Source organism: Serratia sp. AR11, assembly GCF_056376275.1.
Window position 1 is genome coordinate 3,785,160 of the sequence record NZ_CM150739.1, and the last position, 21,560, is coordinate 3,806,719.

22 protein-coding genes are annotated in these 21,560 nt (G+C 56.2%); 5 read left to right on the top strand and 17 right to left on the bottom strand.

What is annotated here, in order from left to right:
* The first annotated feature begins 208 nt into the window (after nucleotides 1-208).
* Together ackA and pta are read left to right on the top strand one after the other, a co-directional pair.
* Nucleotides 209-1,411 (top strand): acetate kinase, encoded by a 1,203-nt coding sequence (gene ackA / locus ACSOSI_RS17785; RefSeq protein ID WP_012146030.1) that lies wholly within the window; start codon nucleotides 209-211, stop codon nucleotides 1,409-1,411.
* 74 nt (nucleotides 1,412-1,485) lie between these two features.
* Complete coding sequence (gene pta / locus ACSOSI_RS17790; RefSeq protein ID WP_026142463.1) at nucleotides 1,486-3,648, top strand: phosphate acetyltransferase; 2,163 nt, start codon at nucleotides 1,486-1,488, stop codon at nucleotides 3,646-3,648.
* A gap of 66 nt (nucleotides 3,649-3,714) precedes the next feature.
* Here pta and yfcD read toward each other — a convergent pair whose 3' ends face one another.
* Together yfcD and yfcE are read right to left on the bottom strand one after the other, a co-directional pair.
* Entirely contained in the window at nucleotides 3,715-4,272 is a 558-nt protein-coding gene (gene yfcD, locus ACSOSI_RS17795; protein WP_012146032.1) for an NUDIX hydrolase YfcD, read from the bottom strand.
* Between the two features lie 90 nt (nucleotides 4,273-4,362).
* Nucleotides 4,363-4,914: a phosphodiesterase gene (yfcE, locus tag ACSOSI_RS17800; RefSeq protein WP_012146033.1), complete on the bottom strand. Its 552-nt coding sequence runs from the start codon at nucleotides 4,912-4,914 to the stop codon at nucleotides 4,363-4,365.
* 248 nt (nucleotides 4,915-5,162) lie between these two features.
* On the opposite strand from yfcE, the gene yfcG reads away from it, so the two are divergent.
* The 3 genes from yfcG (at nucleotide 5,163) to ACSOSI_RS17815 (ending at nucleotide 7,210) form a co-directional block, all read left to right on the top strand.
* Nucleotides 5,163-5,792 carry a GSH-dependent disulfide bond oxidoreductase gene (yfcG, locus tag ACSOSI_RS17805; RefSeq protein WP_012146034.1) on the top strand — a complete coding sequence of 210 codons (630 nt, stop codon included), beginning with the start codon at nucleotides 5,163-5,165 and terminating at the stop codon, nucleotides 5,790-5,792.
* Nucleotides 5,793-5,896: 104 nt separating this feature from the next.
* Nucleotides 5,897-6,268, top strand: coding sequence for a dihydroneopterin triphosphate 2'-epimerase (folX, locus tag ACSOSI_RS17810; RefSeq protein WP_012146035.1), 372 nt, complete (start codon nucleotides 5,897-5,899; stop codon nucleotides 6,266-6,268).
* A gap of 27 nt (nucleotides 6,269-6,295) precedes the next feature.
* A complete protein-coding gene (locus tag ACSOSI_RS17815) occupies nucleotides 6,296-7,210 on the top strand; it encodes a TIGR01777 family oxidoreductase (protein WP_261423517.1) in 915 nt (304 codons plus the stop codon).
* Between the two features lie 41 nt (nucleotides 7,211-7,251).
* On the opposite strand, the gene hisP is transcribed toward ACSOSI_RS17815, so the two are convergent.
* From hisP to ACSOSI_RS17890, 15 genes are all read right to left on the bottom strand, one after another.
* Entirely contained in the window at nucleotides 7,252-8,025 is a 774-nt protein-coding gene (gene hisP, locus ACSOSI_RS17820; RefSeq protein ID WP_012146037.1) for a histidine ABC transporter ATP-binding protein HisP, read from the bottom strand.
* Between the two features lie 18 nt (nucleotides 8,026-8,043).
* The gene (locus ACSOSI_RS17825) at nucleotides 8,044-8,748 is read right to left on the bottom strand and encodes an ABC transporter permease (protein ID WP_012146038.1); all 705 of its coding nucleotides are present in this window, start codon (nucleotides 8,746-8,748) and stop codon (nucleotides 8,044-8,046) included.
* The gene (gene hisQ, locus ACSOSI_RS17830; protein ID WP_012146039.1) at nucleotides 8,745-9,431 is read right to left on the bottom strand and encodes a histidine ABC transporter permease HisQ; all 687 of its coding nucleotides are present in this window, start codon (nucleotides 9,429-9,431) and stop codon (nucleotides 8,745-8,747) included. Before hisQ ends, ACSOSI_RS17825 begins: the two co-directional genes overlap by 4 nt.
* A gap of 85 nt (nucleotides 9,432-9,516) precedes the next feature.
* Nucleotides 9,517-10,299, bottom strand: a complete 783-nt coding sequence (gene hisJ / locus ACSOSI_RS17835) for a histidine ABC transporter substrate-binding protein HisJ (RefSeq protein WP_012146040.1) — start codon at nucleotides 10,297-10,299, stop codon at nucleotides 9,517-9,519.
* A 301-nt stretch (nucleotides 10,300-10,600) separates the two neighbouring features.
* The gene (locus ACSOSI_RS17840; protein ID WP_017893500.1) at nucleotides 10,601-11,173 is read right to left on the bottom strand and encodes a UbiX family flavin prenyltransferase; all 573 of its coding nucleotides are present in this window, start codon (nucleotides 11,171-11,173) and stop codon (nucleotides 10,601-10,603) included.
* A gap of 130 nt (nucleotides 11,174-11,303) precedes the next feature.
* A complete protein-coding gene (gene purF / locus ACSOSI_RS17845) occupies nucleotides 11,304-12,821 on the bottom strand; it encodes an amidophosphoribosyltransferase (protein ID WP_012146042.1) in 1,518 nt (505 codons plus the stop codon).
* A 21-nt stretch (nucleotides 12,822-12,842) separates the two neighbouring features.
* Nucleotides 12,843-13,343, bottom strand: a complete 501-nt coding sequence (gene cvpA, locus ACSOSI_RS17850; RefSeq protein WP_012146043.1) for a colicin V production protein — start codon at nucleotides 13,341-13,343, stop codon at nucleotides 12,843-12,845.
* Between the two features lie 232 nt (nucleotides 13,344-13,575).
* The gene (gene dedD, locus ACSOSI_RS17855; RefSeq protein WP_115184156.1) at nucleotides 13,576-14,325 is read right to left on the bottom strand and encodes a cell division protein DedD; all 750 of its coding nucleotides are present in this window, start codon (nucleotides 14,323-14,325) and stop codon (nucleotides 13,576-13,578) included.
* On the bottom strand, nucleotides 14,326-15,588 hold the full coding sequence (folC, locus tag ACSOSI_RS17860; RefSeq protein ID WP_368453705.1) for a bifunctional tetrahydrofolate synthase/dihydrofolate synthase: 1,263 nt from the start codon (nucleotides 15,586-15,588) through the stop codon (nucleotides 14,326-14,328).
* Nucleotides 15,589-15,740: 152 nt separating this feature from the next.
* The gene (accD, locus tag ACSOSI_RS17865) at nucleotides 15,741-16,649 is read right to left on the bottom strand and encodes an acetyl-CoA carboxylase, carboxyltransferase subunit beta (RefSeq protein WP_012146046.1); all 909 of its coding nucleotides are present in this window, start codon (nucleotides 16,647-16,649) and stop codon (nucleotides 15,741-15,743) included.
* A 230-nt stretch (nucleotides 16,650-16,879) separates the two neighbouring features.
* A complete protein-coding gene (locus ACSOSI_RS17870) occupies nucleotides 16,880-17,542 on the bottom strand; it encodes a DedA family protein (protein ID WP_012146047.1) in 663 nt (220 codons plus the stop codon).
* A 75-nt stretch (nucleotides 17,543-17,617) separates the two neighbouring features.
* On the bottom strand, nucleotides 17,618-18,439 hold the full coding sequence (truA, locus tag ACSOSI_RS17875) for a tRNA pseudouridine(38-40) synthase TruA (protein WP_261131630.1): 822 nt from the start codon (nucleotides 18,437-18,439) through the stop codon (nucleotides 17,618-17,620).
* Nucleotides 18,439-19,449, bottom strand: coding sequence for an aspartate-semialdehyde dehydrogenase (locus ACSOSI_RS17880; protein WP_017893505.1), 1,011 nt, complete (start codon nucleotides 19,447-19,449; stop codon nucleotides 18,439-18,441). The genes truA and ACSOSI_RS17880 overlap by 1 nt, the downstream gene beginning before the upstream one ends.
* A gap of 90 nt (nucleotides 19,450-19,539) precedes the next feature.
* The gene (gene pdxB / locus ACSOSI_RS17885) at nucleotides 19,540-20,661 is read right to left on the bottom strand and encodes a 4-phosphoerythronate dehydrogenase PdxB (RefSeq protein WP_012146050.1); all 1,122 of its coding nucleotides are present in this window, start codon (nucleotides 20,659-20,661) and stop codon (nucleotides 19,540-19,542) included.
* A gap of 53 nt (nucleotides 20,662-20,714) precedes the next feature.
* Complete coding sequence (locus ACSOSI_RS17890) at nucleotides 20,715-21,488, bottom strand: AraC family transcriptional regulator (RefSeq protein WP_012146051.1); 774 nt, start codon at nucleotides 21,486-21,488, stop codon at nucleotides 20,715-20,717.
* Between the last annotated feature and the right edge of the window lie 72 nt (nucleotides 21,489-21,560).

Below are 21,560 nucleotides of genomic sequence, written 5' to 3' on the forward strand. Positions count from 1 at the left end.
CAACTTTTAGCCCTATAAAAATCAAGATTATTTAAACCGCAGAGAAATCATCGGTTTTTTCATCGTCATGTGGTTTGTTCAATTCACATGATGTTAATCATAAATGTCAACGGCATTATGCGCTACGCTTGTTGTCTGATTGACGATTAATTCACCACGTGTTTTGGTCTTTCCTTTAACAACACGAACTATTTAAGTAGGTACTTCCATGTCGAGTAAGCTAGTACTGGTCCTGAACTGCGGCAGTTCTTCCCTGAAGTTCGCTATCATCGATGCTGTCAACGGTGAAGAACACCTCTCCGGCCTGGCCGAATGTTTCCACCTGCCTGAGGCTCGCCTCAAATGGAAGATGGACGGCGCCAAACACGAAGCGGCTCTGGGTGCCGGCGCTGCGCACAGCGAAGCACTGAACTACATTGTTAATACTATTCTGGCACAAAAACCGGAGCTTTCTGCACAGCTGACCGCTATCGGTCACCGCATTGTGCACGGCGGCGAGAAGTTTACCGCCTCTGCCGTGATCAACGACGAAGTTCTGCAGGGTATCAAAGATTCGGTGCCTTTTGCACCACTGCATAACCCGGCGCACCTGATCGGTATCGCTGAAGCATTGAAATCCTTCCCTAAACTGGCGGATAAAAACGTTGCCGTGTTCGACACCGCATTCCACCAGACCATGCCTGAAGAATCCTACCTGTACGCCCTGCCGTACAGCCTGTACCGCGACCACAGCGTTCGTCGTTATGGCGCACACGGCACCAGCCACTTCTATGTAACCCAGGAAGCGGCCAAGGCCCTGAACAAGCCGGTTGAAGAAGTCAACCTGATCACCTGCCACCTGGGCAACGGCGGTTCCGTTACCGCAGTGCGCAACGGCAAATGCGTTGACACCTCCATGGGTCTGACCCCACTGGAAGGTCTGGTCATGGGCACCCGCAGCGGTGACATCGATCCGGCCATCATCTTCCACCTGCACGACTCCCTGGGCATGAGCGTTGATCAAATCAACAAAATGCTGACCAAAGAGTCCGGCCTGCTGGGCCTGACCGAAGTCACCAGCGACTGCCGTTATGTTGAAGACAACTACGAAAGCAAAGCCGACGCCAAGCGTGCGATGGACGTATTCTGCCACCGCCTGGCCAAATACATCGGTGCCTACAGCGCGCTGATGGACGGCCGTCTGGACGCGGTCATCTTCACCGGCGGTATCGGTGAAAACGCCGGTATGGTGCGTGAGCTGACCCTGAACAAACTGGGCCTGCTGGGCTTCGAGATTGACCACGAGCGCAACATGGCTGCTCGCTTCGGTAAATCCGGTGCCATCACCAAAGACGGCAGCCGCCTGGCGCTGGTAATCCCGACCAACGAAGAGTTGGTCATCGCGCAAGACGCATCCCGTCTGACCGCGTAACGCTCTCCGACACCGTCAGCCCAGGCTGACGGTGCTGTTTTAGCCTCATGTTAAATCGTGAAGAGGACTATTCTGTGTCACGTACTATTATGTTGATCCCCACTGGCACCAGCGTCGGCCTGACCAGCGTCAGCCTGGGTGTCATTCGCTCCATGGAGCAAAAAGGCGTTAGCCTGAGCGTATTCAAACCTATCGCACAGCCACGTACTGGCGGCGATTCGCTCGACCAGACCACCACCATCATCCGCAGCAGCAACTCCACCATCACGGCGGCAGAACCACTGCGCATGAGCTACGTTGAGGGCCTATTGAGCTCCAACCAGCAAGACGTGCTTATGGAAGAGATCGTGGCTCGCTACCACGAGAACACCAAAGACGCAGAAGTGGTGCTGATCGAAGGCCTGGTGCCGACCCGTAAGCACCAGTTCGCCAACGCGCTGAACTATGAAATCGCCAAAACGCTGAATGCAGAAATCGTCTTCGTGCTGGCGCTGGGCAACGATTCCCCTGCACAGTTGAAAGAGCGTATCGAACTGGCACGCAGCAGCTTCGGCGGCAGCAAAAACAAAAACATCACCGGCGTGATCATCAACAAGTTGAACGCTCCGGTTGACGAGCAGGGCCGCACCCGTCCTGACCTGTCCGAAATCTTCGACGATTCCACCAAGGCCAGCGTGACCAACGTTGACCCGGCGCAACTGTTCGCCAACAGCCCGTTGCCGGTGCTGGGTTGCGTGCCGTGGAGCTTCGATCTGATCGCCACCCGCGCTATCGACATGGCCCGTCACCTGAAGGCCTCCGTGGTCAATGAAGGCGACATCATGACCCGCCGCGTGAAGTCCGTGACTTTCTGTGCGCGCAGCATCCCGCACATGCTGGAACACTTCCGTCCGGGTTCACTGCTGGTAACTTCGGCAGACCGTCCTGACGTGCTGGTTTCTGCCTGTCTGGCAGCGATGAATGGCGTAGAGATCGGCGCCATCCTGCTGACCGGTGGCTACGCCATCGACGAACCTATCAGAAAACTGTGTGAACGTGCCTTCCAGACCGGCCTGCCGGTATTTATGGTTGAAACCAACACCTGGCAGACCTCGCTCAGCCTGCAAAGCTTTAACCTCGAAGTGCCGGCGGATGACCACCAGCGCATCGAGAAAGTGCAGAACTACGTGGCCAGCCACATCAACGCCGAGTGGATCGAGTCTCTGACCGCCACCTCCGAGCGTTCACGTCGCCTGTCGCCACCAGCGTTCCGTTACGAGCTGACCGAACTGGCACGTAAAGCCGGCAAACGCATCGTACTGCCTGAAGGCGACGAACCACGTACCGTGAAAGCGGCGGCTATCTGTGCCGAACGTGGTATCGCTGAATGCGTGCTGTTGGGTAATCCAGAAGAGATCCAGCGCGTTGCTGCCGCTCAGGGCGTTGAACTGGGCAAAGGCATCGAGATTGTTGATCCGGTCGCCGTCCGCGAACAGTATGTGCCGCGTCTGGTTGAGCTGCGCAAGAGCAAGGGCATGACCGAAGTGGTTGCGCGTGAGCAACTGGAAGACAACGTGGTTCTCGGCACCCTGATGCTGGAGAAAGGCGAAGTTGACGGGCTGGTTTCCGGCGCGGTTCACACCACCGCCAACACCATCCGTCCACCGCTGCAGTTGATCAAAACCGCACCGGGCAGCTCATTGGTGTCCTCCGTGTTCTTCATGCTGCTGCCTGACCAGGTTCTGGTGTACGGCGACTGTGCGATCAACCCGGATCCAACCGCCGAGCAGCTGTCCGAGATCGCCATTCAGTCAGCCGACTCTGCTGCCGCCTTCGGTATCGAACCACGCGTAGCGATGATCTCCTACTCCACCGGCAACTCAGGTGCGGGCAGCGACGTTGAGAAAGTGCGCGAAGCAACCCGTCTGGCGCAGGAAAAACGTCCTGACCTGATCATCGACGGTCCGTTGCAGTATGACGCCGCGATCATGGCCGACGTAGCCAAGTCCAAGGCACCTAACTCGCCGGTTGCAGGCCAGGCTACCGTGTTCATCTTCCCGGATCTGAACACCGGTAACACCACCTACAAAGCGGTACAGCGCTCTGCTGACCTGGTGTCCATCGGGCCAATGCTGCAAGGCATGCGCAAACCGGTGAACGACCTGTCGCGTGGCGCACTGGTAGACGACATCGTTTACACCGTGGCGCTGACCGCCATCCAGTCTTCCCAGGCTGATGCTGCAGCAGTCAAAGCCTGATAATTCCTGAATTATCAGATAAAAAAAACCGGTCAATTGACCGGTTTTTTTATTTGCGCGAACACATCAGGCATTTTCATCGCTATCGCGTAGCGGCTTGCCATAAGCCTGCTCGTTGTTACGCGTCAACCACAGCGACAACGCTTTTAACGAGTCCGGCGTGAATTCGTCGCAGCGGGCGGTGATCTCTTCCGGCGTCAGCCAGCTCACCTCAACCACTTCCTCTTCCTGCAGCGCAAACGGGCCGTGCGATACGCAACTGAACAATGCGCCCCACACCCGGCACTGATCTTCTTCGAAGTAGAACAGGCCGTGTTCGGCGAAAGGCACGCCGGCAATGCCCAGCTCCTCTTCCGCTTCGCGACGGGCGGAATCCAGCACGTTCTCCCCGCTCTGCACCACCCCACCCGCAGTGGCGTCCAGCCAGCCCGGATAAAAATCTTTAATATCGGTGCGACGCTGCACCAGAATTTTTCCCATTCCATCATGCACCACAATATAGGTAGCACGATGACGCAGCCGTTGGGCACGCATCTGTTGGCGACTGGATTGAGCAATCACTTCGTTTTGCTCGTTGACGATATCAACCCACTCGGTATCTGCAGCCTGATCCTGTTCCGCCATCCTCTAAAACCTTCTATTTTGGCGCGATGCATCCCGCGCACTGGTTAATCAATGAGTGTTTTTCAAAGATTTTTATTGTGTGTGTATAAATTAGTGCGTTAATGCCACCTCTGCAACAGCCTTGCCGCCGAGCAAAGTGACCACACTTAAAACGCCGTCCTCCAGTATGCCATAGCTGGCAGGAAAGCCCCCCTTCGGAATGCTGACCGACCCTGGATTAAAGCAGTAAATATCCCCCTGCCGTTCCGCCTGCGGCAAATGGCTGTGTCCATAGACCAGCACATCTCCGGCAGATAACGGCGGCAGTGCCGAAGGATGATAAAGGTGACCGTGGGTTAAAAACAATCGTCTTTTTTGTAATAGCACCTGCTGCCAGGACGCGGTGATAGGGAAGGACAGTAGCATCTGATCGACTTCACTGTCGCAGTTGCCGCGAACGGCGATGATCTTGTCGCTATAGCGATTCAATTGTTCGGCAACCTGCGCCGGCTGATACCCCACCGGCAGCGCATTGCGTGGCCCGTGATTCAGCAAATCACCCAACAGGATCAGCCAGTCGGCACCGCTTTGTTCAAAATGCGCCAACAGGCTTTCGGTGGCGGGAAGCGAACCATGTATATCCGAGGCAAATATCAGCTTCATAACCTTGTCCCTGATAAGCAAATAGGCCCTATTTTAGCGCGCCATCGCTGCGCGACAACCCACAGATGTACATGCGGAAAATTGTAATGCATCTTGTGGTGATAGCATCGGACGAATCTCACATAGCCTGCTATTCTTAGCTGCTATTGTTGGTAACCCTATAGAAAGATCTCTGATATACCTTTGTGCGCGGCGAAGACCGCAACAACGTGTAATGGCTTACAGATCACCTTACCGCAGGAGGCAACATGATTGACCTGTATTACGCGCCTACTCCCAATGGTCACAAAATTACCCTGTTTCTGGAGGAGGTTGGCTTACCCTACCGTATCCACCGCGTAAATATCAGCGCCGGCGATCAGTTCAAGCCGGATTTTCTGAGCATTTCACCCAACAACAAAATCCCGGCCATCGTCGACCAGCAGCCGGTTGATGGCGGTGCGCCAATCAGTCTGTTCGAGTCCGGCGAAATTCTGCTGTATCTGGCGGAGAAAACCGGCAAGTTGCTGAGCAAAGGGCTACGCGAGCGTGCAGCCACGCTACAGTGGCTGTTTTGGCAGGTGGCGGGCTTTGGGCCGATGCTGGGGCAAAACCACCACTTCAACCACTACGCGCCGCAGCCGGTGCCCTACGCCATCGAACGTTATCACCTGGAAACCAAACGTCTGTATGCGGTGCTGGAAGCCGAGCTGCAAAAGCACCCTTATCTGGGCGGTGACAACTACAGCATTGCCGATATCGCCACTTATCCCTGGGTAGTGTCACACCCGCGTCAGCGCATCGATCTGGCGGATTATCCGGCGGTACGCAACTGGTTCGAACGCATCAGCAACCGCCCGGCCACCGAGCGTGCCTACAAGCTGGCTGAGCAGGGTTAATTTTCCGACTCCCCGGCCTCCGGGGAGTTTCCCCCGGCTCGTTATCATTTCCCTGCTTTCCGTGTATTCTGAGCACCAATAATCAGACCTGTGGAGATTCTCTGATGTCATTCAGTCAACCCGACGCCATTATTCGTATAAAAAATCTGCGGTTGCGTACATTCATCGGTATCAAGGAAGAAGAAATCAACAACCGTCAGGACATCCTGATTAACGTGGTGATCCACTACCCGGCGGATAAGGCGCGCGACAGTGAAAACATCGACGACGCGCTCAACTACCGCACCATCACCAAGGCCATCATTCGTCACGTGGAAGATAACCGCTTCGCCCTGCTGGAAAAATTAACTCAGGATGTGCTCGATATCGTGAAACAACACGCCTGGGTAACCTATGCTGAAGTGGAGATAGATAAACTATTGGCCCTGCGCTACGCCGACTCGGTTTCGATGACCATGAGCTATCGCCGGGCCTGAAAACCACCGTTTCAGGGAGAATCGACCATGCGAGTCCTGATAACCGGCGCCACAGGATTGATAGGGAGCAGCCTGACGCAACGGCTGCTGGGCCTTTCTCATCAAATTACGGTGCTGAGCCGCAACGTGCAACGCGCACGTGAGCGCTTTGGCGAGCAGGTCAGCTATTGGTCAACGCTGCAGGATCAGCCCTCGCTGGACGGTTTTGACGCCGTAATCAACCTGGCCGGTGAGCCTATCGCCGACAAACGCTGGAGTAAAGCGCAGAAAGAACGCCTGTGCCACAGCCGCTGGGATCTGACCGAACAGTTGGTCAAACTGATTAATGCCAGCAGCACTCCGCCCGGCGTGCTGATTTCCGGTTCCGCAACCGGCTACTATGGCGATCAGGGCCAGGCGGTGGTCACCGAAGACGAAGCCCCGCATGACGAGTTCACCCATCAGCTATGCCAACGCTGGGAGTCTCTGGCTCTGCAAGCGCAAAGCGACGCCACTCGCGTCTGTTTGCTGCGTACCGGCGTGGTGCTGGCGGCCAAAGGCGGCGCGTTGGCTAAAATGTTACCGCCATTCCGCCTTGGGCTGGGTGGGCCGATAGGTGACGGCCGCCAATATCTGCCGTGGATCCACCTGGAAGACATGGTTGATGGCATCGTTTATTTACTGGATCACCAAACCCTGCAAGGGCCATTTAATATGGTGGCCCCTTACCCGGTTCACAACGAACAGTTTGCCGCTCAGCTCGCCAACGTGCTCGACCGACCTGCGTTTTTACGCGTGCCGGCCTTTGCCATGCGTTTATTGATGGGGGAAGCGGCGGTATTGGTGCTGGGTGGACAGCGAGCGGTACCGAAAAGGCTGGAAGAAGCCGGTTTCAGCTTCCGCTTTTTGGAGTTGGAACAGGCCTTGGATGATGTGATTAATCAGCGGGGAGCAGCCCGCTGAGGATCCGATCGGGGCCAGAAAGATCTGGCCCCAAAAGCCCGTTATTTTAACGCGCCGGAAAGAAACTGCTGCAGGCGAGGACTTTTCGGATTGCCGAACAGCTCAGCCGGTGGCCCCTGCTCTTCGATCAGCCCTTTGTGCAGGAAGATCACGTGGCTGGAAACATGGCGTGCAAACTCCATTTCGTGCGTCACCACCACCATGGTTTTGCCCTCTTCCGCCAGCTTCTGCATGATGCGCAGCACTTCGCCCACCAACTCCGGATCCAGTGCCGAGGTCGGTTCGTCAAACAGTAACACCTCCGGCTCCATCGCCAACGCCCGTGCGATAGACACACGCTGTTGCTGGCCGCCAGACAGGTGCACCGGGTATTTGCCACGGGCACGCTCGTCGATACCCACCTTGTCCAGGTAACGTATCGCGCGCTCACGCGCCTCGGTCTTGCTCAGCCCCAGAACCTGCACCGGTGCCTCCATCACGTTCTCCAGCACCGTCATGTGGCTCCACAGGTTAAAATGCTGGAACACCATGGTCAGGCGAGTGCGCAGCAATTGCAGCTGTTTCTTATCGAAGACCTTAAGCTGGCCATCCTTGTCGCGCACCATGCGAATATCTTCATTGTTCAGGCTGATGGCGCCTTCACTTGGCTTCTCCAGGAAGTTAATGCAGCGCAAAAAGGTACTTTTACCGGAGCCGGAAGACCCGATGATGCTAATCACATCCCCTGCGTTGGCCGCCAGCGAGACGCCTTTCAGCACTTCGTGTTCGCCATAGCGTTTATGCAGTTCGGTGACGGCTAATTTATTCTCAGACATAGTAGGTTCCCGTCATTATCAGTGATTAACGTGTGCCATCCAGCGCTTTTCCGCCTTGCGGAACAGGCTGATTAATCCGTAAGAGATGATCAGATACAGCACCGCTGCAATGCCAAAGGCATAGAACGGCTGGTAGGTCGCCGCATTGATGTCTCGCGCTATCTTCAGCAGGTCCGGCACGGTGGCGGTGAACGCCAGCGCGGTCGAGTGCAGCATCAGGATCACTTCATTGCTGTAGGCCGGCAGCGCGGTGCGCAGTGCTGAAGGCAAAATGATACAGCGGTACATTTTGAAACGTGAGAAACCGTAAGCATTGGCCGCTTCGATTTCACCGTGCGACACCGAGCGTATAGCCCCGGCGAAGATCTCGGTGGTGTAAGCACAGGTGTTCAGCGTTAGCGCCAAAATGGTGCAATTTAGCCCGCTGCGGAAGAAAGCGTTGAGGAAGTCCGTCCCACGCACGATTTCCAGGCTGTACATACCGGAGTAAAACACCAGCAGCTGCACGTACAGCGGCGTACCACGGAATATATAGGTGTAGAGCCAAACCGGGAAACGCACCCAGGTGATGGAGGAAACGCGTGCCACCGCCATCGGGATCGCCAGCAAACCGCCCATCACCACCGAGGAAATCAGCAGCCACAGGGTGACGGCGACCCCGGTGAAACGGTAACCGTCGCTCCACAGCAGCGATTGCCAGTACTGTTGTAAAATCTCGATCATAGCTCAGCCCTCCGGACGCCCAGGGAATAACGCCGTTCAAGCCACAGCAGCACACCATTGGAAACGGTAGTGAAAACCAGATAAACCACACCGGCCACGATCGCAAAGAAGAACGGCTGATAGGTGCCTTTGCCGGCCAATTGAGTGGCTTTCACCACGTCATTGAGGCCAAGAATAGACACCAGCGCCGTGGCCTTCAGGATCACCTGCCAGTTGTTGCCAATGCCCGGCAGGGCAAAGCGCATCATCGCAGGGAACAGAATGCGGCGGAAAATTTGTGAACCGGTGAAGCCGTAGGCCGTTGCCGCTTCAATCTGCCCCTTCGACACCGCCATATAGGCACCGCGAAAGGTTTCGGTGAAATAAGCGCCGTAGATAAACCCGAGGGTGATAATGCCCGCGCTGAGCGGATCAATATCGATTTGCGCGAAGCCAAGCAGTTCGGTGAGGTTGTTGAGCGCAATTTGCAGGCCGTAGAAAATCAGCAGCATCAGCACCAGATCGGGTACGCCACGGATCAGCGTGGTATAAGCGCCAAACACGGTAGAAAGCAGGCGATTTTGGGAAAGCTTGCCGCCGGCACCGATCAAACCGATGACCAGCGCCAGCAGTACGGAACTGAGGGCCAGCTCCAGCGTCACCAGAGCCCCCTCTAATATCAATTGGGAATAGCCTTGCAGCATTTACTTCACCCTGTCGTCATTGGATCCCGAACCATCGGGGCCGGCGGGCCAGCCCCGTAGTCACAACATGGAACGGTAAGCGGCATTAACCGCCGTAGACGTCAAAGTCGAAATATTTCTTCGCATACTTGTCGTAAGTGCCGTCTTTGCGCATTTCGGCAAAGGCTTTATCCAGCGCCGCCTTCAGCTCGGTATCGGTCTTGCGCAGGCCCATGCCGGTCCCCACGCCGAAGAATTTGTCATCCTTCACCGATTCACCGGCAAAAGCATAATCCTTGCCTGGAGGCTGTTTCAGGAAGCCATCGCTGCCCGCCACTTCGTCCTGGAAGGCGGCATCGATACGGCCGGATGCCAGGTCGGCATACACCAAATCCTGGTTCTGATAAGGTACGACGGTGATGCCCTTAGGCTGCCACATGGCATTGGCATAGGCTTCCTGGGTAGTCCCCTGCAGCACGCCGACGCTCTTGCCTTTCAGCGCGTCTACGGTAGGCAGCAGCTTGGAACCTTTCGGCGCGATCAGGCGGGCGTTAGCGGCATACAGCTTGTCGGTGAAGGCAATTTCCTGCTGGCGTTTTTCGGTGATCGACAGAGAAGAGATGATGGCGTCAATTTTCTTCGCCTTCAGGGAAGGGATCAGCGCGTCAAAATCGCTTTCCACAAAGGTACATTTAGTATTTATGCGTTTGCACAGCTCTTTGGCCAGATCGATATCAAAACCGACCAACTCGCCCTTGGCATTTTTGGATTCAAAGGGTGCATAGGTCGGATCGGTGCCGATCTTCAGCGTTGATGGTACTGCGGCAAATGCGCTGCTTGCCGCGCTTAAAGCCAAGACTAAAGGAAGAACCTTAACCAGCTTTTTCATAAATCACCCTCAAATTGATTTTTTGATGCCACTGCGGGCATTACTTTTCCACCAAATCAATTTGCAGTAATCGTGCCACATTTGTTGCTGTAGGCGGAGGGAACGGCTCCGGCCTTCACAAAACTGTTTCCTGGGACGATAACCGCAAAATTAAATCGGCCAGTGTTGGCCGCGCCACGGGCAATGGATAAATACCAGAGCCTTGAAACAGTGAGCGTGATGAAGTGGGATCATTATGGTGCATGCGCCGCCCTAATTCAGTGCGGTGTTGCACAAATGTGCTAAATTGGGGAGAAATTTGTTAATTGGCACCTTGCCAGCGGGCAAATAAATCTTGCGGTAATTCAATGTCAAACTGATCGACCACCCGGTTTACCGTTTGATCGATGATGTCTTCTACGCTGGCAGGACGATGATAAAACGCCGGTACCGGCGGCATGATCACCGCGCCCATTTCCGCCGCCTGGGTCATCAGACGCAGATGGCCGATATGCAACGGGGTTTCGCGCACGCACAGCACCAGCCGGCGGCGTTCTTTCAGCACCACGTCGGCGGCACGCGTCAGCAGGCCGTCACTGTAGCTATTGGCAATACCGGATAAGGTTTTGATTGAACAGGGCAAAATCACCATACCGGCCGTTTTGAACGAGCCGGAAGAAATGCTGGCACCAATATCGCGCGAGTCATGCACCACATCGGCCAGCGCCTGCACTTCACGCAGGCTGAGATCGGTTTCCAACGACAGCGTCTGTCGCGCCGCATTACTCATCACCAAATGGGTTTCCACCTCTGCGACGTCACGCAATACCTGTAGCAGGCGCACGCCGTAGATTGCGCCGCTGGCGCCGGAAATACCGATGATGAGTCGTTTCATAAAGCTGGCCTCTGCCAAGGAAAAATAGGATCAGGCAGACTTTGCCGCAATGGGGCTACATAAGCAAGTCAGGGAGGAATAATGCACCGCAGCGAACACCGCGGTGCACTGTTTTGGTCAAGAATGAAACTTAACCTTCGTTGTGCATTTCCAGATTTTCGGCTTCGGTCTGACCACGAATTTCTTTGGCGTCGTCATTACGCAGAGATTCCAGATACTCGAGGTAGCTCTGGTCGACGTCTTTGGTGACGTAGATACCGTTGAATACCGAGCATTCGAACTGGGTGATGTCCGGGTTCTCTTCGCGTACCGCTTCAATCAGATCGTCCAGGTCCTGGAAGATCAGACCATCGGCACCGATGATCTGGCGGATTTCATCCACTTCACGGCCGTGGGCGATCAGTTCGTTGGCACTCGGCATGTCGATGCCGTAGACGTTAGGGAAGCGAATTTCCGGCGCAGCGGAAGCCAGGTAAACTCGTTTCGCCCCGGCGTCACGCGCCATCTCTACGATCTGCTCTGAAGTGGTGCCGCGCACGATGGAATCATCCACCAACAGCACATTCTTGTCGCGGAACTCGGCACGGTTGGCGTTCAGCTTACGACGTACCGACTTACGGCGCGCCTGTTGGCCCGGCATAATAAAGGTACGGCCAACATAGCGGTTCTTCACAAAGCCCTGACGGTACGGCTTATCCAGGATGCGCGCGATTTCCAACGCGATATCACAGGACGTTTCCGGGATTGGGATCACCACGTCGATGTCCAAATCTTCCCACTCGCGGGCAATCTTCTCACCCAACTTCTGCCCCATACGCACGCGGGCGCTGTAGACCGAAATCTTGTCCATAAAGGAGTCTGGGCGAGCGAAGTAGACGTATTCGAACAGGCACGGGTTGGTTTTCGGGTTCTCTGCACACTGGCGAGTGAACAGTTGGCCCTTCTCGGTGATATACACCGCTTCGCCCGGCGCTACGTCGCGCAGGAATTCGAAGCCCAGCGTGTCCAGTGCGACGCTCTCGGAAGCCACCATATATTCATTGCGGCCATCTTCAAGCTGACGCTTGCCGATCACCAGCGGGCGGATACCGTTAGGGTCACGGAATGCCAGCAGACCGTGACCGATGATCATCGCTACGCAGGCGTAAGCGCCACGCAGTTGCTGATGCATGGCGGCAACGGCGGTGAAAATGTTGTCGGATTCCAGCGGATAATGTTGGAAACGATCCAGCTCACTGGCCAGTACGTTCAGCAGGATCTCGGAATCGGAGGTGGTGTTGATATGGCGGCGGCCGCTTTCAAACAGCTTTTGGCGCAGCTCATGGGCGTTGGTCAGGTTGCCGTTGTGTGCCAGCGTCAAGCCGAACGGCGAGTTTACATAAAAGGGTTGAGCCTCTGAGGCACTGGAGCTGCCAGCCGTTGGGTAGCGCACATGGCCAATACCCATGTTGCCCTGCAAGCGCTGCATATGGCGTGCCTCAAACACATCCTTCACCAGACCGTTTGCCTTACGCAGACGGAACCCATTGTGGGCATCTATGGTGACGATGCCTGCGGCATCCTGGCCACGGTGCTGAAGCACCATCAACGCATCATAAATCGACTGGTTTACCGGCATAAAACCGGCGATACCGACAATACCGCACATGTTGTCTTTTCCTCATCAGCGCTACCGCCCCGGTAAATGGGTCGGCAAGAAACTCGACGTGCTCTGCAGGTAGTCAAAGAACCACCTGATGATATAACTGAACTGGGGGATCAGCTGCGACTGTTTCCAGTCGGTACTTTGTGAGAAGCCGGTAAAGGTATCCAGGAAAAACAGTATCGCCGAAACGATCAACACGCCGCGCAGTGCGCCAAAACAGACGCCCAGCACCCGGTCGGTGCCTGATAACCCGGTTTTCTCTACCAGTGAGCTAATCACATAGTTAACAATAGCGCCTACGATCAGGGTCGCGATAAACAAGATGGCAATCGCGATGCCGTTTCGCACCAGTTCATCTTCAAAACGAGTGAAGTAGACCGCAAGGTAAGAGTAGAAATGGCTGGCAACAAAAAACGCACATCCCCATGTCACAAGTGACAATGCTTCGCGAACAAACCCTCGGATCAGGCTCACCAGAGCCGAAAATCCAATCACCGCTATAATGACGTAATCAATCCAGACCATGAACTATTCCAATGATGAATCGCCCCTGCATCCATTTCGCGGCGAATTCTAACAGAAAACGTAAACGTTTGCGTAGGGGTTTTCCTGCCCCGCTACAAATAAAAAGCGGCGATAAAAAAATTCCCAATCGCCGCGCCTACATAGGCCATTTCAGCTACGAAAGGCACATTATTTTTAATGATTATATCGGCATGACTCGATTATGGGGCACAGCATGCTGCACCCCATAAACTTAACGTACGCCGTATGGCTTCACCTGACCGCTCAAACCACTGATCGAGTTCAACGCGGACAGAGAAGACTGCAGCTTCTGTTTTGAGGCATCCGGGCCGACGTAGATCCGAGTGATCTGGCCCTGTACCGGCGTTGATGGCACGGTAAAGGCACGGTAACCGGACAGCCTGAGCGATGCCACCACCTCGTTCACCTTGGCGGCGTTCTTCAGCGCACCGAGCTGCACCACATAAGCCTGCCCTGCCGGCGCTTTCTCTTCCGCCGGTTTCTGCACGGGTGCAGGCTCAGGCTTGGGTACTGGCGTTGGCTCAGGTTTCACCACCGGCTTCGTCTCCACCGGTTTCGGTTGCGGTACCGGTTTTGGTTTCACTTCCACCGGTTTGGTTTCTACCGGTTTAGGCTTCACCTGCGGCTGCGGCGTCGGTTGTGGACGGGATTCGACCGGCGGGGTCACCAGCGTCGGCTGCTGCGTCGGTTGGCGAACTGCCTGCTGCGCTGCTGCCTCATTGGCCGCCTGCTGCTCAACCAGAGCGCCCGCGCCTTCCGGCGGCTGTGCCGGTAGCGGTTGGCTTACCGGTGGCACCACGTCGTTTTCTTCCACATCACCGGCCTTCGGCACCAATGGAATGGCGGCGAATTCGTCTTCATAATGTTTCTTTTTACCGTCCAGCAGCCCTGGCAGGATAATCACTCCCAGCGCGACCAAAATCACGGTACCGACCAATCGGTTTTGAAATTTACTTGCCACTCACACTCCCCGCTCGTCTAACGCCGCCATAACCTGTGCAACGGTGTGGAACGATCCACAGACGATCACAATATCCTGAATATCTGCGTCCTGCATAGCCTGACGCCAGGCAGTTTCGACATCGGCAAACTGCCGCGGTTCCGTCAAATATTGCGCCAACAGTTCGACGCTGGCCCCGCGCGGCCCGTCCAGCGGCGCGCAATACCACTCATCGACCTGCTCACTCAAACAGGCCAGGGTGCCGGCGATGTCTTTATCCGACAACATCCCCACCACCGCTCGCACCTTGCCGCCATTACGCGGTAAGCTCGCCAGACGCCCGGCCAGGTAACCTGCCGCGTGGGGATTATGCGCCACGTCGAGGATCAGCATCGGATCGCGTCGCACAATCTGGAAACGTCCAGGCAATGTCGCCTGCTGCAAGCCGGTAAAGATTGCCCGCTCATCAATTTCCAACGCAGAAAAATGCAGTGCAGCCAGTGCCGTCGCCGCATTGGCTAACGGCACGTTGGGCATCGGCAAATCGGTCAGCAAGGTACCGCCGCCTTGCCACTGCCAGCGTTCGCCCTGTTCGCTGAAGCTCCAGGCATCGCCGCGGCGATACAGTTGGGCACCCAGCGTTTCCGCCACCTGCCCAATGGTGGCCGGCATATCCGGTTCCCCCACCACCGCCGGTTTGCCGCTGCGGAAGATCCCAGCCTTTTCACGACCAATGCTTTCGCGATCGTTGCCCAGCCAGTCGGTATGATCCAGCGCAATGCTGGTCACCACTGCCACGCTCGGATCGACGATGTTGGTCGCATCCAGGCGGCCACCCAGCCCGACTTCCAGGATCACCACGTCAAGCTTAGCCTGTTTGAACAGTTGCAGCGCCGACAGGGTGCCAAATTCGAAGTAGGTCAGTGAAGTTTCACCCCGGCCCGCTTCAATGGCGGCGAACGAGCGGCAGTGTTCGGCCTCACTCAGTTCATCGCCCTGAATGCGCACCCGCTCGGTATAACGCACCAGGTGCGGCGAGCTGTAGACGCCAACCCGCAAACCGGCCGCCATCAGGATGGTTTCCAGGGTGCGACAGGTGGTGCCTTTGCCATTGGTACCGGCTACGGTAAATACCGTCGGTGCAGGAGTGAGTAAATCAAGATGCGCCGCAACGCGCTGTACGCGTTCCAGGCCGAGTTCGATCGCCTGGCTGTGCAGACGTTCCAGATAGAAAAGCCACGAGCTCAATGGCGACGTGGCTTGGGGAATTTGGTGGTTTTGCATGAGTCCCGTCACTGAACTTGGGTTCATTAATCCATCAGGGCACCACCCTCACCGCGGTAAAGGCGATGCTCTCCGTTATCAACCGTCATTTAGCCACAAAATGGCGGCTGAACCCCGCGCCGATGGCTACCGGCGCGGGGAACCTATTGATCTCAGGCGTCGGCCTGATTTTCCTGCTCGGACACCGGCGCGGCTTCATCGAAATGCGGCTGCGGCTGGTTGGTCAGCTTGGAAAGGATACTCGCCAGGGTCTGACGCATTTCCGGACGGCGTACGATCATGTCGATCGCGCCTTTTTCAATCAGGAACTCACTGCGCTGGAAGCCCGGCGGCAGTTTTTCACGCACCGTCTGTTCGATAACGCGTGGGCCGGCAAAGCCGATCAGCGCTTTCGGCTCGGCGATATTGATATCACCCAGCATCGCCAGACTGGCGGAAACGCCACCCATGGTCGGATCGGTCAGTACCGAAATGTACGGCAGACCACGCTCCTGCAGTTTCGCCAGTGCGGCACTGGTTTTCGCCATCTGCATCAACGACATCAGCGCTTCCTGCATACGGGCACCGCCACTGGCTGAGAAACACACCAGCGGACAGTTGTCTTCCAGCGCCTGCTCAACCGCACGCACGAAACGCGCACCGACCACGGACGACATGGAACCGCCGATAAAGGCGAATTCGAACGAAGCAGCGACAATCGGCATGCCGTACAGCGTGCCTTTCATTACTACCAGCGCGTCTTTTTCACCGGTCGCTTTCTGTGCGGCAACCAGGCGGTCTTTATACTTTTTGGAATCCTTGAACTTCAGAACGTCTTTCGGCTCCAGTTCGCTGCCCAGCTCCACTTCACTGCCTTCATCCAGCAGAGTATGCAGACGCATACGCGCAGTCATGCGCATGTGGTGGTCGCATTTTGGGCATACTTCCAGATTACGCTCCAGCTCGGCGCGGTAGAGAACCTGGCCGCAGCTATCGCATTTAGTCCAGACCCCTTCAGGAATACTTGCCTTGCGGGTTTGGGTGATGTTGCTCTTGTTAAGAATTCGTTCAATCCAGCTCATCGATGACCTTTCTGTTTGAACCTGGCAAATGCCAGTCCGCTGTTCATGCTTTAACAATCCCCCCGAAAACACCCCTAATGAAAAATGCCTGAGCAAAACGCGGCTAGCGCGCGCGAGGCACTGGTTTCAAGGTTGTTAACAGGAACAGACCATAAATGTCGCTCATTAAACCATATCGGCCCGACACTGTGGATAAAAAACTGGTCGAACCGACAGGTTAAGCGATGTTTTTACTGTTTTTGCTGGCGGGCAGCCGCGCGTTTATGGCGCCAAATTTCAATGATGCCCGGCAGAATTGAAACAATGATGATAGCCACGATCAACAGTTTCAGGTTTTCCTGCACGATCGGCAGATCGCCGAAGAGGTAGCCAGCATAAGTGAAGAGCAGCACCCAAACCAGTGCACCAATCACGTTGTAGGCTGCAAAATGGCGATAGGACATATGCCCCATACCGGCGACGAACGGCGCAAAAGTACGCACGATCGGCACAAATCGCGCCAGAATAATCGTTTTCCCGCCGTGTTTTTCATAAAACTGGTGGGTTTTATCCAGGTAGCTACGGCGGAAAATTTTCGAATTCGGGTTACTGAACAGCTTTTCCCCGAACAGCCGCCCAATGGTGTAGTTCACCGCGTCGCCCAGTATCGCCGCGCCTATCATCAACGCAACCATGGTATGTACATTCAGATCGTTGGTCGGCAATGCCGCCAGCGCACCGGCAACAAACAGCAGAGAATCACCCGGCAGGAACGGCGTCACCACCAACCCGGTTTCGCAAAACAGGATCAGGAACAAAATGGCGTACACCCACATACCGTATTGCGCCACCAGCTCGGCCAGATGCACGTCAATATGCAAAATAAAATCAATTACAAACTTGATGATGTCCATAGGTTCTCTCTTTTACCGGGTGTCTCACCCACCCGGCAGCTACACAAGGGAGTAACGCGTCGGGCGCGCCAGTATTTAGTCGTCGGGTAAAAACAGCGGCCCCATTGCCGGCCGGGGTATGGCAAAGTGCTCAGGGTAATCAACGCTAACCAGGTATAACCCGTCGGCCCGCGCCGTCGCCGCAGCCAGATTACGATCCTTCAGCGCCAGTAATTCGGCCATCCAGTTCTCATCCTGATTGCCGCAGCCAATTTCCATCAGGCTACCGACAATGTTGCGAACCATATGATGCACAAAGGCATTCGCCTTGATATCTACCACAATATATTCGCCATAGCGCGTAACCTTAACGTGTTTTACGTTACGCCACGGCGTGCGTGACTGACATTGCACGGCGCGGAACGAAGTAAAGTCGTTCTCGCCCAGCAGCGCCTGCGCCGCCCTTTCCATCCGTTCGGCATCCAGCGGGTGATAAAAGTGGGTCATTCCCTTCTGCAATACCGCCGGACGATAGCGATGGTTATAAATAATGTAGCGATACCGACGCGCAGTCGCGCTGAAACGGGCATGAAAATCTTCATTCACGCCAGTCACCCAACGCACGGCGATATCCGGCGGCAGATGGGTGTTGACACCCATCGTCCAGGCCGCGTCCTTGCGTTGCGCGGTGGTTTCGAAATGCACCACCTGACCGGTGGCATGCACTCCGGCGTCGGTACGTCCGGCGCACAACACGTTGATCGGCGCATCCGCCACCTTGCTCAACGCCTGTTCCAGACAGGCCTGCACGCTGGCGACTTCCTGCTGACGCTGCCAGCCGTAATACTGGCTGCCGTCATATTCAATCCCCAGCGCGATTTTCAACGTCGGCTGGGTGGGCAAGACAACTTCAGACATCAGTACATCTGCTCCTGCACCAGACGCTCTGCGGTTTCGATCGCCATCAGCGCGCCGCCGAAACGCACGTTGTCTGCCACCGACCAGAACTGCAGGATTTCCGGAATACCATAGTCATTACGCAAACAGCCGACGCTCAGCGCATCGCTGCCAGAGGCTTCCGTCACCTGGGTCGGGTAGTCGTCTTCTTCGCTCAGTTGGATATCATCCACCTGTTCCAGCTCGCTGCGCGCTTCTTCCGCAGACATCGGGCGCAACGCTTCCAGGTGAACCACCTGCGCATGGCCGTAGAATACCGGCGACTGCACACAGCTCACGGAAATCGGCAACCCTTCGTCCTGCAGCACTTTACGCACCTGATCGACAATCAAACGCTCTTCGCGCACGCTGCCCTGTTCGTCGGCCAGCAACGGCAGCAGGTTGAACGCCAACTGCTTGGCGAAAACGCCCGCTTCAGCCGGAATGCCGTTCAGCAGGCGTGCACTTTGACCGGCCAGATCGTCGACCGCCACTTTGCCGCGTGCCGATACCGACATCAGGGTGGTGACGTGCAGACGGGAAAGCCCGGCCTGTTCGGTCAGCGGTTTGATCGCGGTCAGCAGCTGGCTAACCATGCTGTCGGCCACGGCAACGATATTGCGGTTGCGGTAATCCGCCAGCACCTGTGGGTTCACCCCAGGAACCACCAGCGGCACGTCCGGCTCCAGCGCAAACAGGCCGCTGGTGTCGATCACCAGGCAGCCCATGTTGCCGGCTTCTTCCGCGTAGCGGGCCGAAGCCTCGGTTCCGGCGACGAAGAACGCCAACTGCGCCTGTGACCAGTCAAATTCTTCCGCGTTTTGCACCAGTACCGATTTGCCGTTGAAGCGCACCGTGGCACCGGCACTGCGTTCACTTGCCAATGGATAGAGTTCGCCCACCGGGAACTGGCGTTCCTGTAATAATTCCAGCAACGCTTCACCTACCGCGCCAGTGGCGCCAAGCAGAGCGATATTCCAGCCGTCAGACATTGGGTTTCTCCAGAGTATTTATTCAAATGCAGATGGGCGGCTACTGCACCGCCCTGATAACAAAATTAGTCGCCGTGGCTTAAGAAAGCCTTATGCCGTCAGGAAACCCAGCTTGTGCAACAGCTCCGCACTGGCGCTGTCATCGCACTGGACGCGTAATGAAGACCATTCGCGGCGTTCCTGGTAATGCTTGCGCAGACGATCAAACTCGCCCGGTTGCCCGGCCACTTTGCGCAGCGGCGCATCATCGCGGCGCACATCATACACCAAGTGCATCAATCGTTTTAATTTGCCTTCATCCAGCGGCCCATTGAGTTGGATCTGGCTGAATTCGGGCACCGGCAGCAGCGAGGCCAGCTCTATCTGTTGCGGCTGGCCCAGGTGGCGGCTGAAGGCCTCAAACACCTGAGTGGTGCCGCGTGCCTTGCCTTCCAGCGTGTAACCGGCAATATGCGCGGTGCCAATATCCACCCGCGCCAGCAACGGCAGCGAAAGCTCCGGTTCCGGCTCCCACACGTCCAGCACGGTACTCAGTTTTTTGCCTTTCTCCAGTGCCTGCAACAGCGCAGCATTGTCCACCACCGCACCGCGACAGGCGTTGATCAGAATGCGATTGTCCGGCAACGCCGCCAGCAGTTCCGCGTCCACCAGATGCAGCGAGTTGTAAGGGCCGGATTTATTCAATGGCGTATGGAAAGTAAGCACGTCGGCTTCCGCCACCAGCTTTTCCAATGGCCAAAACTCACCGGCATCACCGCGTTCAGCCCGCGGCGGATCGCATAACAAGGTACGGACGCCCAAGGCTTTCAGCCGGGCATCCAGGCGTGAGCCTACGTTGCCAACACCGATAATACCGACGGTTTTATCCCGCAGTTGGAAACCATCACGTTCGGCCAGCAGCATCAGCGCGGAGAACACATATTCCACCACCGCAATGGCGTTACAGCCCGGTGCGGCAGAAAAACCGATGCCCTGCTGTTGCAGCCAAACGTCGTCTACGTGGTCGGTACCGGCGGTCGCGGTGCCGACAAAACCAATGCGGGTACCGGCCAGCAAGGCTTCATTCACTTTAGTCACCGAACGCACCATCAGCGCATCGGCATCGGCCAGCGCATCACTCGGAATCGGGCGGCCAGGCACCGCCTGCACATTCCCCAAACGACTGAACAACTCAGTCGCGTACGGCATATTTTCATCAACCAGGATTTTCACTTATTGCTCCGACGGTTTACGGCTATTTCGCTGGGAAATAGTGTGCCACTGAATCATGCCCGGCGAAAGCGCTCGGGGGTGGTACCGGCGATTTGCTGAAACATGACAATAAACGCCGAGGCCGAGCTGTACCCTACCTCCAGCGCCACCTCCTGCACGGTTTTGCCCTGTTCCAGCAGGGACACGGCATGCAGGAAACGCAAACGCTGGCGCCATTCGCTAAATGACATGCCCAGATCCTGCTGGCAACGGCGCGACAGCGTACGTTCGGTGGTATAGACCCGGGCAGCCCAGGCGGCGAGCGATGTATTGTCCGAAGGACAGTGTTCCAGCGCCTCCAGCACCGGTGCCAGGAATTTGTCTTCGGATGACGGCAGGTAGGTTTGCTGAACCGGCGACAGATGCAGTTGGTCGATCAGCGCCCGGCACAGCCGCAGGTCCTGTTTGCTCTGCGGGATATATTGTTTGCGTGCGTAAAAATCTTCGGCAATGGCGCGGAAAATGGGCGTCACACTGACCAGACAGGGATCGACCGGCATCCCGGCGCACAGCGGCAACGCAATATCGACCATGCGGCACTGCGCCAGGCGCTGGTTATAACAAGAGTGTTCAATTTCTGCCGGCGCCCACAGCACAAATTCCGGCGGTGCCAGAAAACGCTGACCGCCGATGCGCAGCACCATAACACCGGCCTTGACCCACATCAGTTGCCCCCAACTGTGCCGATGCGGCTGGAACTCCGTGCGGGCGTTGAACTCCTCGCAGCGGAACTGCACCGGTCGTGGTGCCGGGATCAGTGCTTCGGGGTAATGACGGATTTCTGGCATGGTTTCGTCCCGTGACTTGTCTTGTTTAGGGCAAATATTGTCTGGATATCACTATATATAATAAACCGGACA

Bases quoted from the DNA above. Each gene is read 5' to 3' on its own strand.
- ackA (WP_012146030.1), top strand. From the start codon at position 209: ATGTCGAGTAAGCTAGTACTGGTCCTGAACTGCGGCAGTTCTTCCCTG.
- yfcD (WP_012146032.1), bottom strand. From the start codon at position 4,272: ATGGCGGAACAGGATCAGGCTGCAGATACCGAGTGGGTTGATATCGTC.
- yfcE (WP_012146033.1), bottom strand. From the start codon at position 4,914: ATGAAGCTGATATTTGCCTCGGATATACATGGTTCGCTTCCCGCCACC.
- yfcG (WP_012146034.1), top strand. From the start codon at position 5,163: ATGATTGACCTGTATTACGCGCCTACTCCCAATGGTCACAAAATTACC.
- folX (WP_012146035.1), top strand. From the start codon at position 5,897: ATGTCATTCAGTCAACCCGACGCCATTATTCGTATAAAAAATCTGCGG.
- ACSOSI_RS17815 (WP_261423517.1), top strand. From the start codon at position 6,296: ATGCGAGTCCTGATAACCGGCGCCACAGGATTGATAGGGAGCAGCCTG.
- hisP (WP_012146037.1), bottom strand. From the start codon at position 8,025: ATGTCTGAGAATAAATTAGCCGTCACCGAACTGCATAAACGCTATGGC.
- ACSOSI_RS17825 (WP_012146038.1), bottom strand. From the start codon at position 8,748: ATGATCGAGATTTTACAACAGTACTGGCAATCGCTGCTGTGGAGCGAC.
- hisQ (WP_012146039.1), bottom strand. From the start codon at position 9,431: ATGCTGCAAGGCTATTCCCAATTGATATTAGAGGGGGCTCTGGTGACG.
- hisJ (WP_012146040.1), bottom strand. From the start codon at position 10,299: ATGAAAAAGCTGGTTAAGGTTCTTCCTTTAGTCTTGGCTTTAAGCGCG.
- ACSOSI_RS17840 (WP_017893500.1), bottom strand. From the start codon at position 11,173: ATGAAACGACTCATCATCGGTATTTCCGGCGCCAGCGGCGCAATCTAC.
- purF (WP_012146042.1), bottom strand. From the start codon at position 12,821: ATGTGCGGTATTGTCGGTATCGCCGGTTTTATGCCGGTAAACCAGTCG.
- cvpA (WP_012146043.1), bottom strand. From the start codon at position 13,343: ATGGTCTGGATTGATTACGTCATTATAGCGGTGATTGGATTTTCGGCT.
- folC (WP_368453705.1), bottom strand. From the start codon at position 15,588: ATGCAAAACCACCAAATTCCCCAAGCCACGTCGCCATTGAGCTCGTGG.
- accD (WP_012146046.1), bottom strand. From the start codon at position 16,649: ATGAGCTGGATTGAACGAATTCTTAACAAGAGCAACATCACCCAAACC.
- ACSOSI_RS17870 (WP_012146047.1), bottom strand. From the start codon at position 17,542: ATGGACATCATCAAGTTTGTAATTGATTTTATTTTGCATATTGACGTG.
- truA (WP_261131630.1), bottom strand. From the start codon at position 18,439: ATGTCTGAAGTTGTCTTGCCCACCCAGCCGACGTTGAAAATCGCGCTG.
- ACSOSI_RS17880 (WP_017893505.1), bottom strand. From the start codon at position 19,449: ATGTCTGACGGCTGGAATATCGCTCTGCTTGGCGCCACTGGCGCGGTA.
- ACSOSI_RS17890 (WP_012146051.1), bottom strand. From the start codon at position 21,488: ATGCCAGAAATCCGTCATTACCCCGAAGCACTGATCCCGGCACCACGA.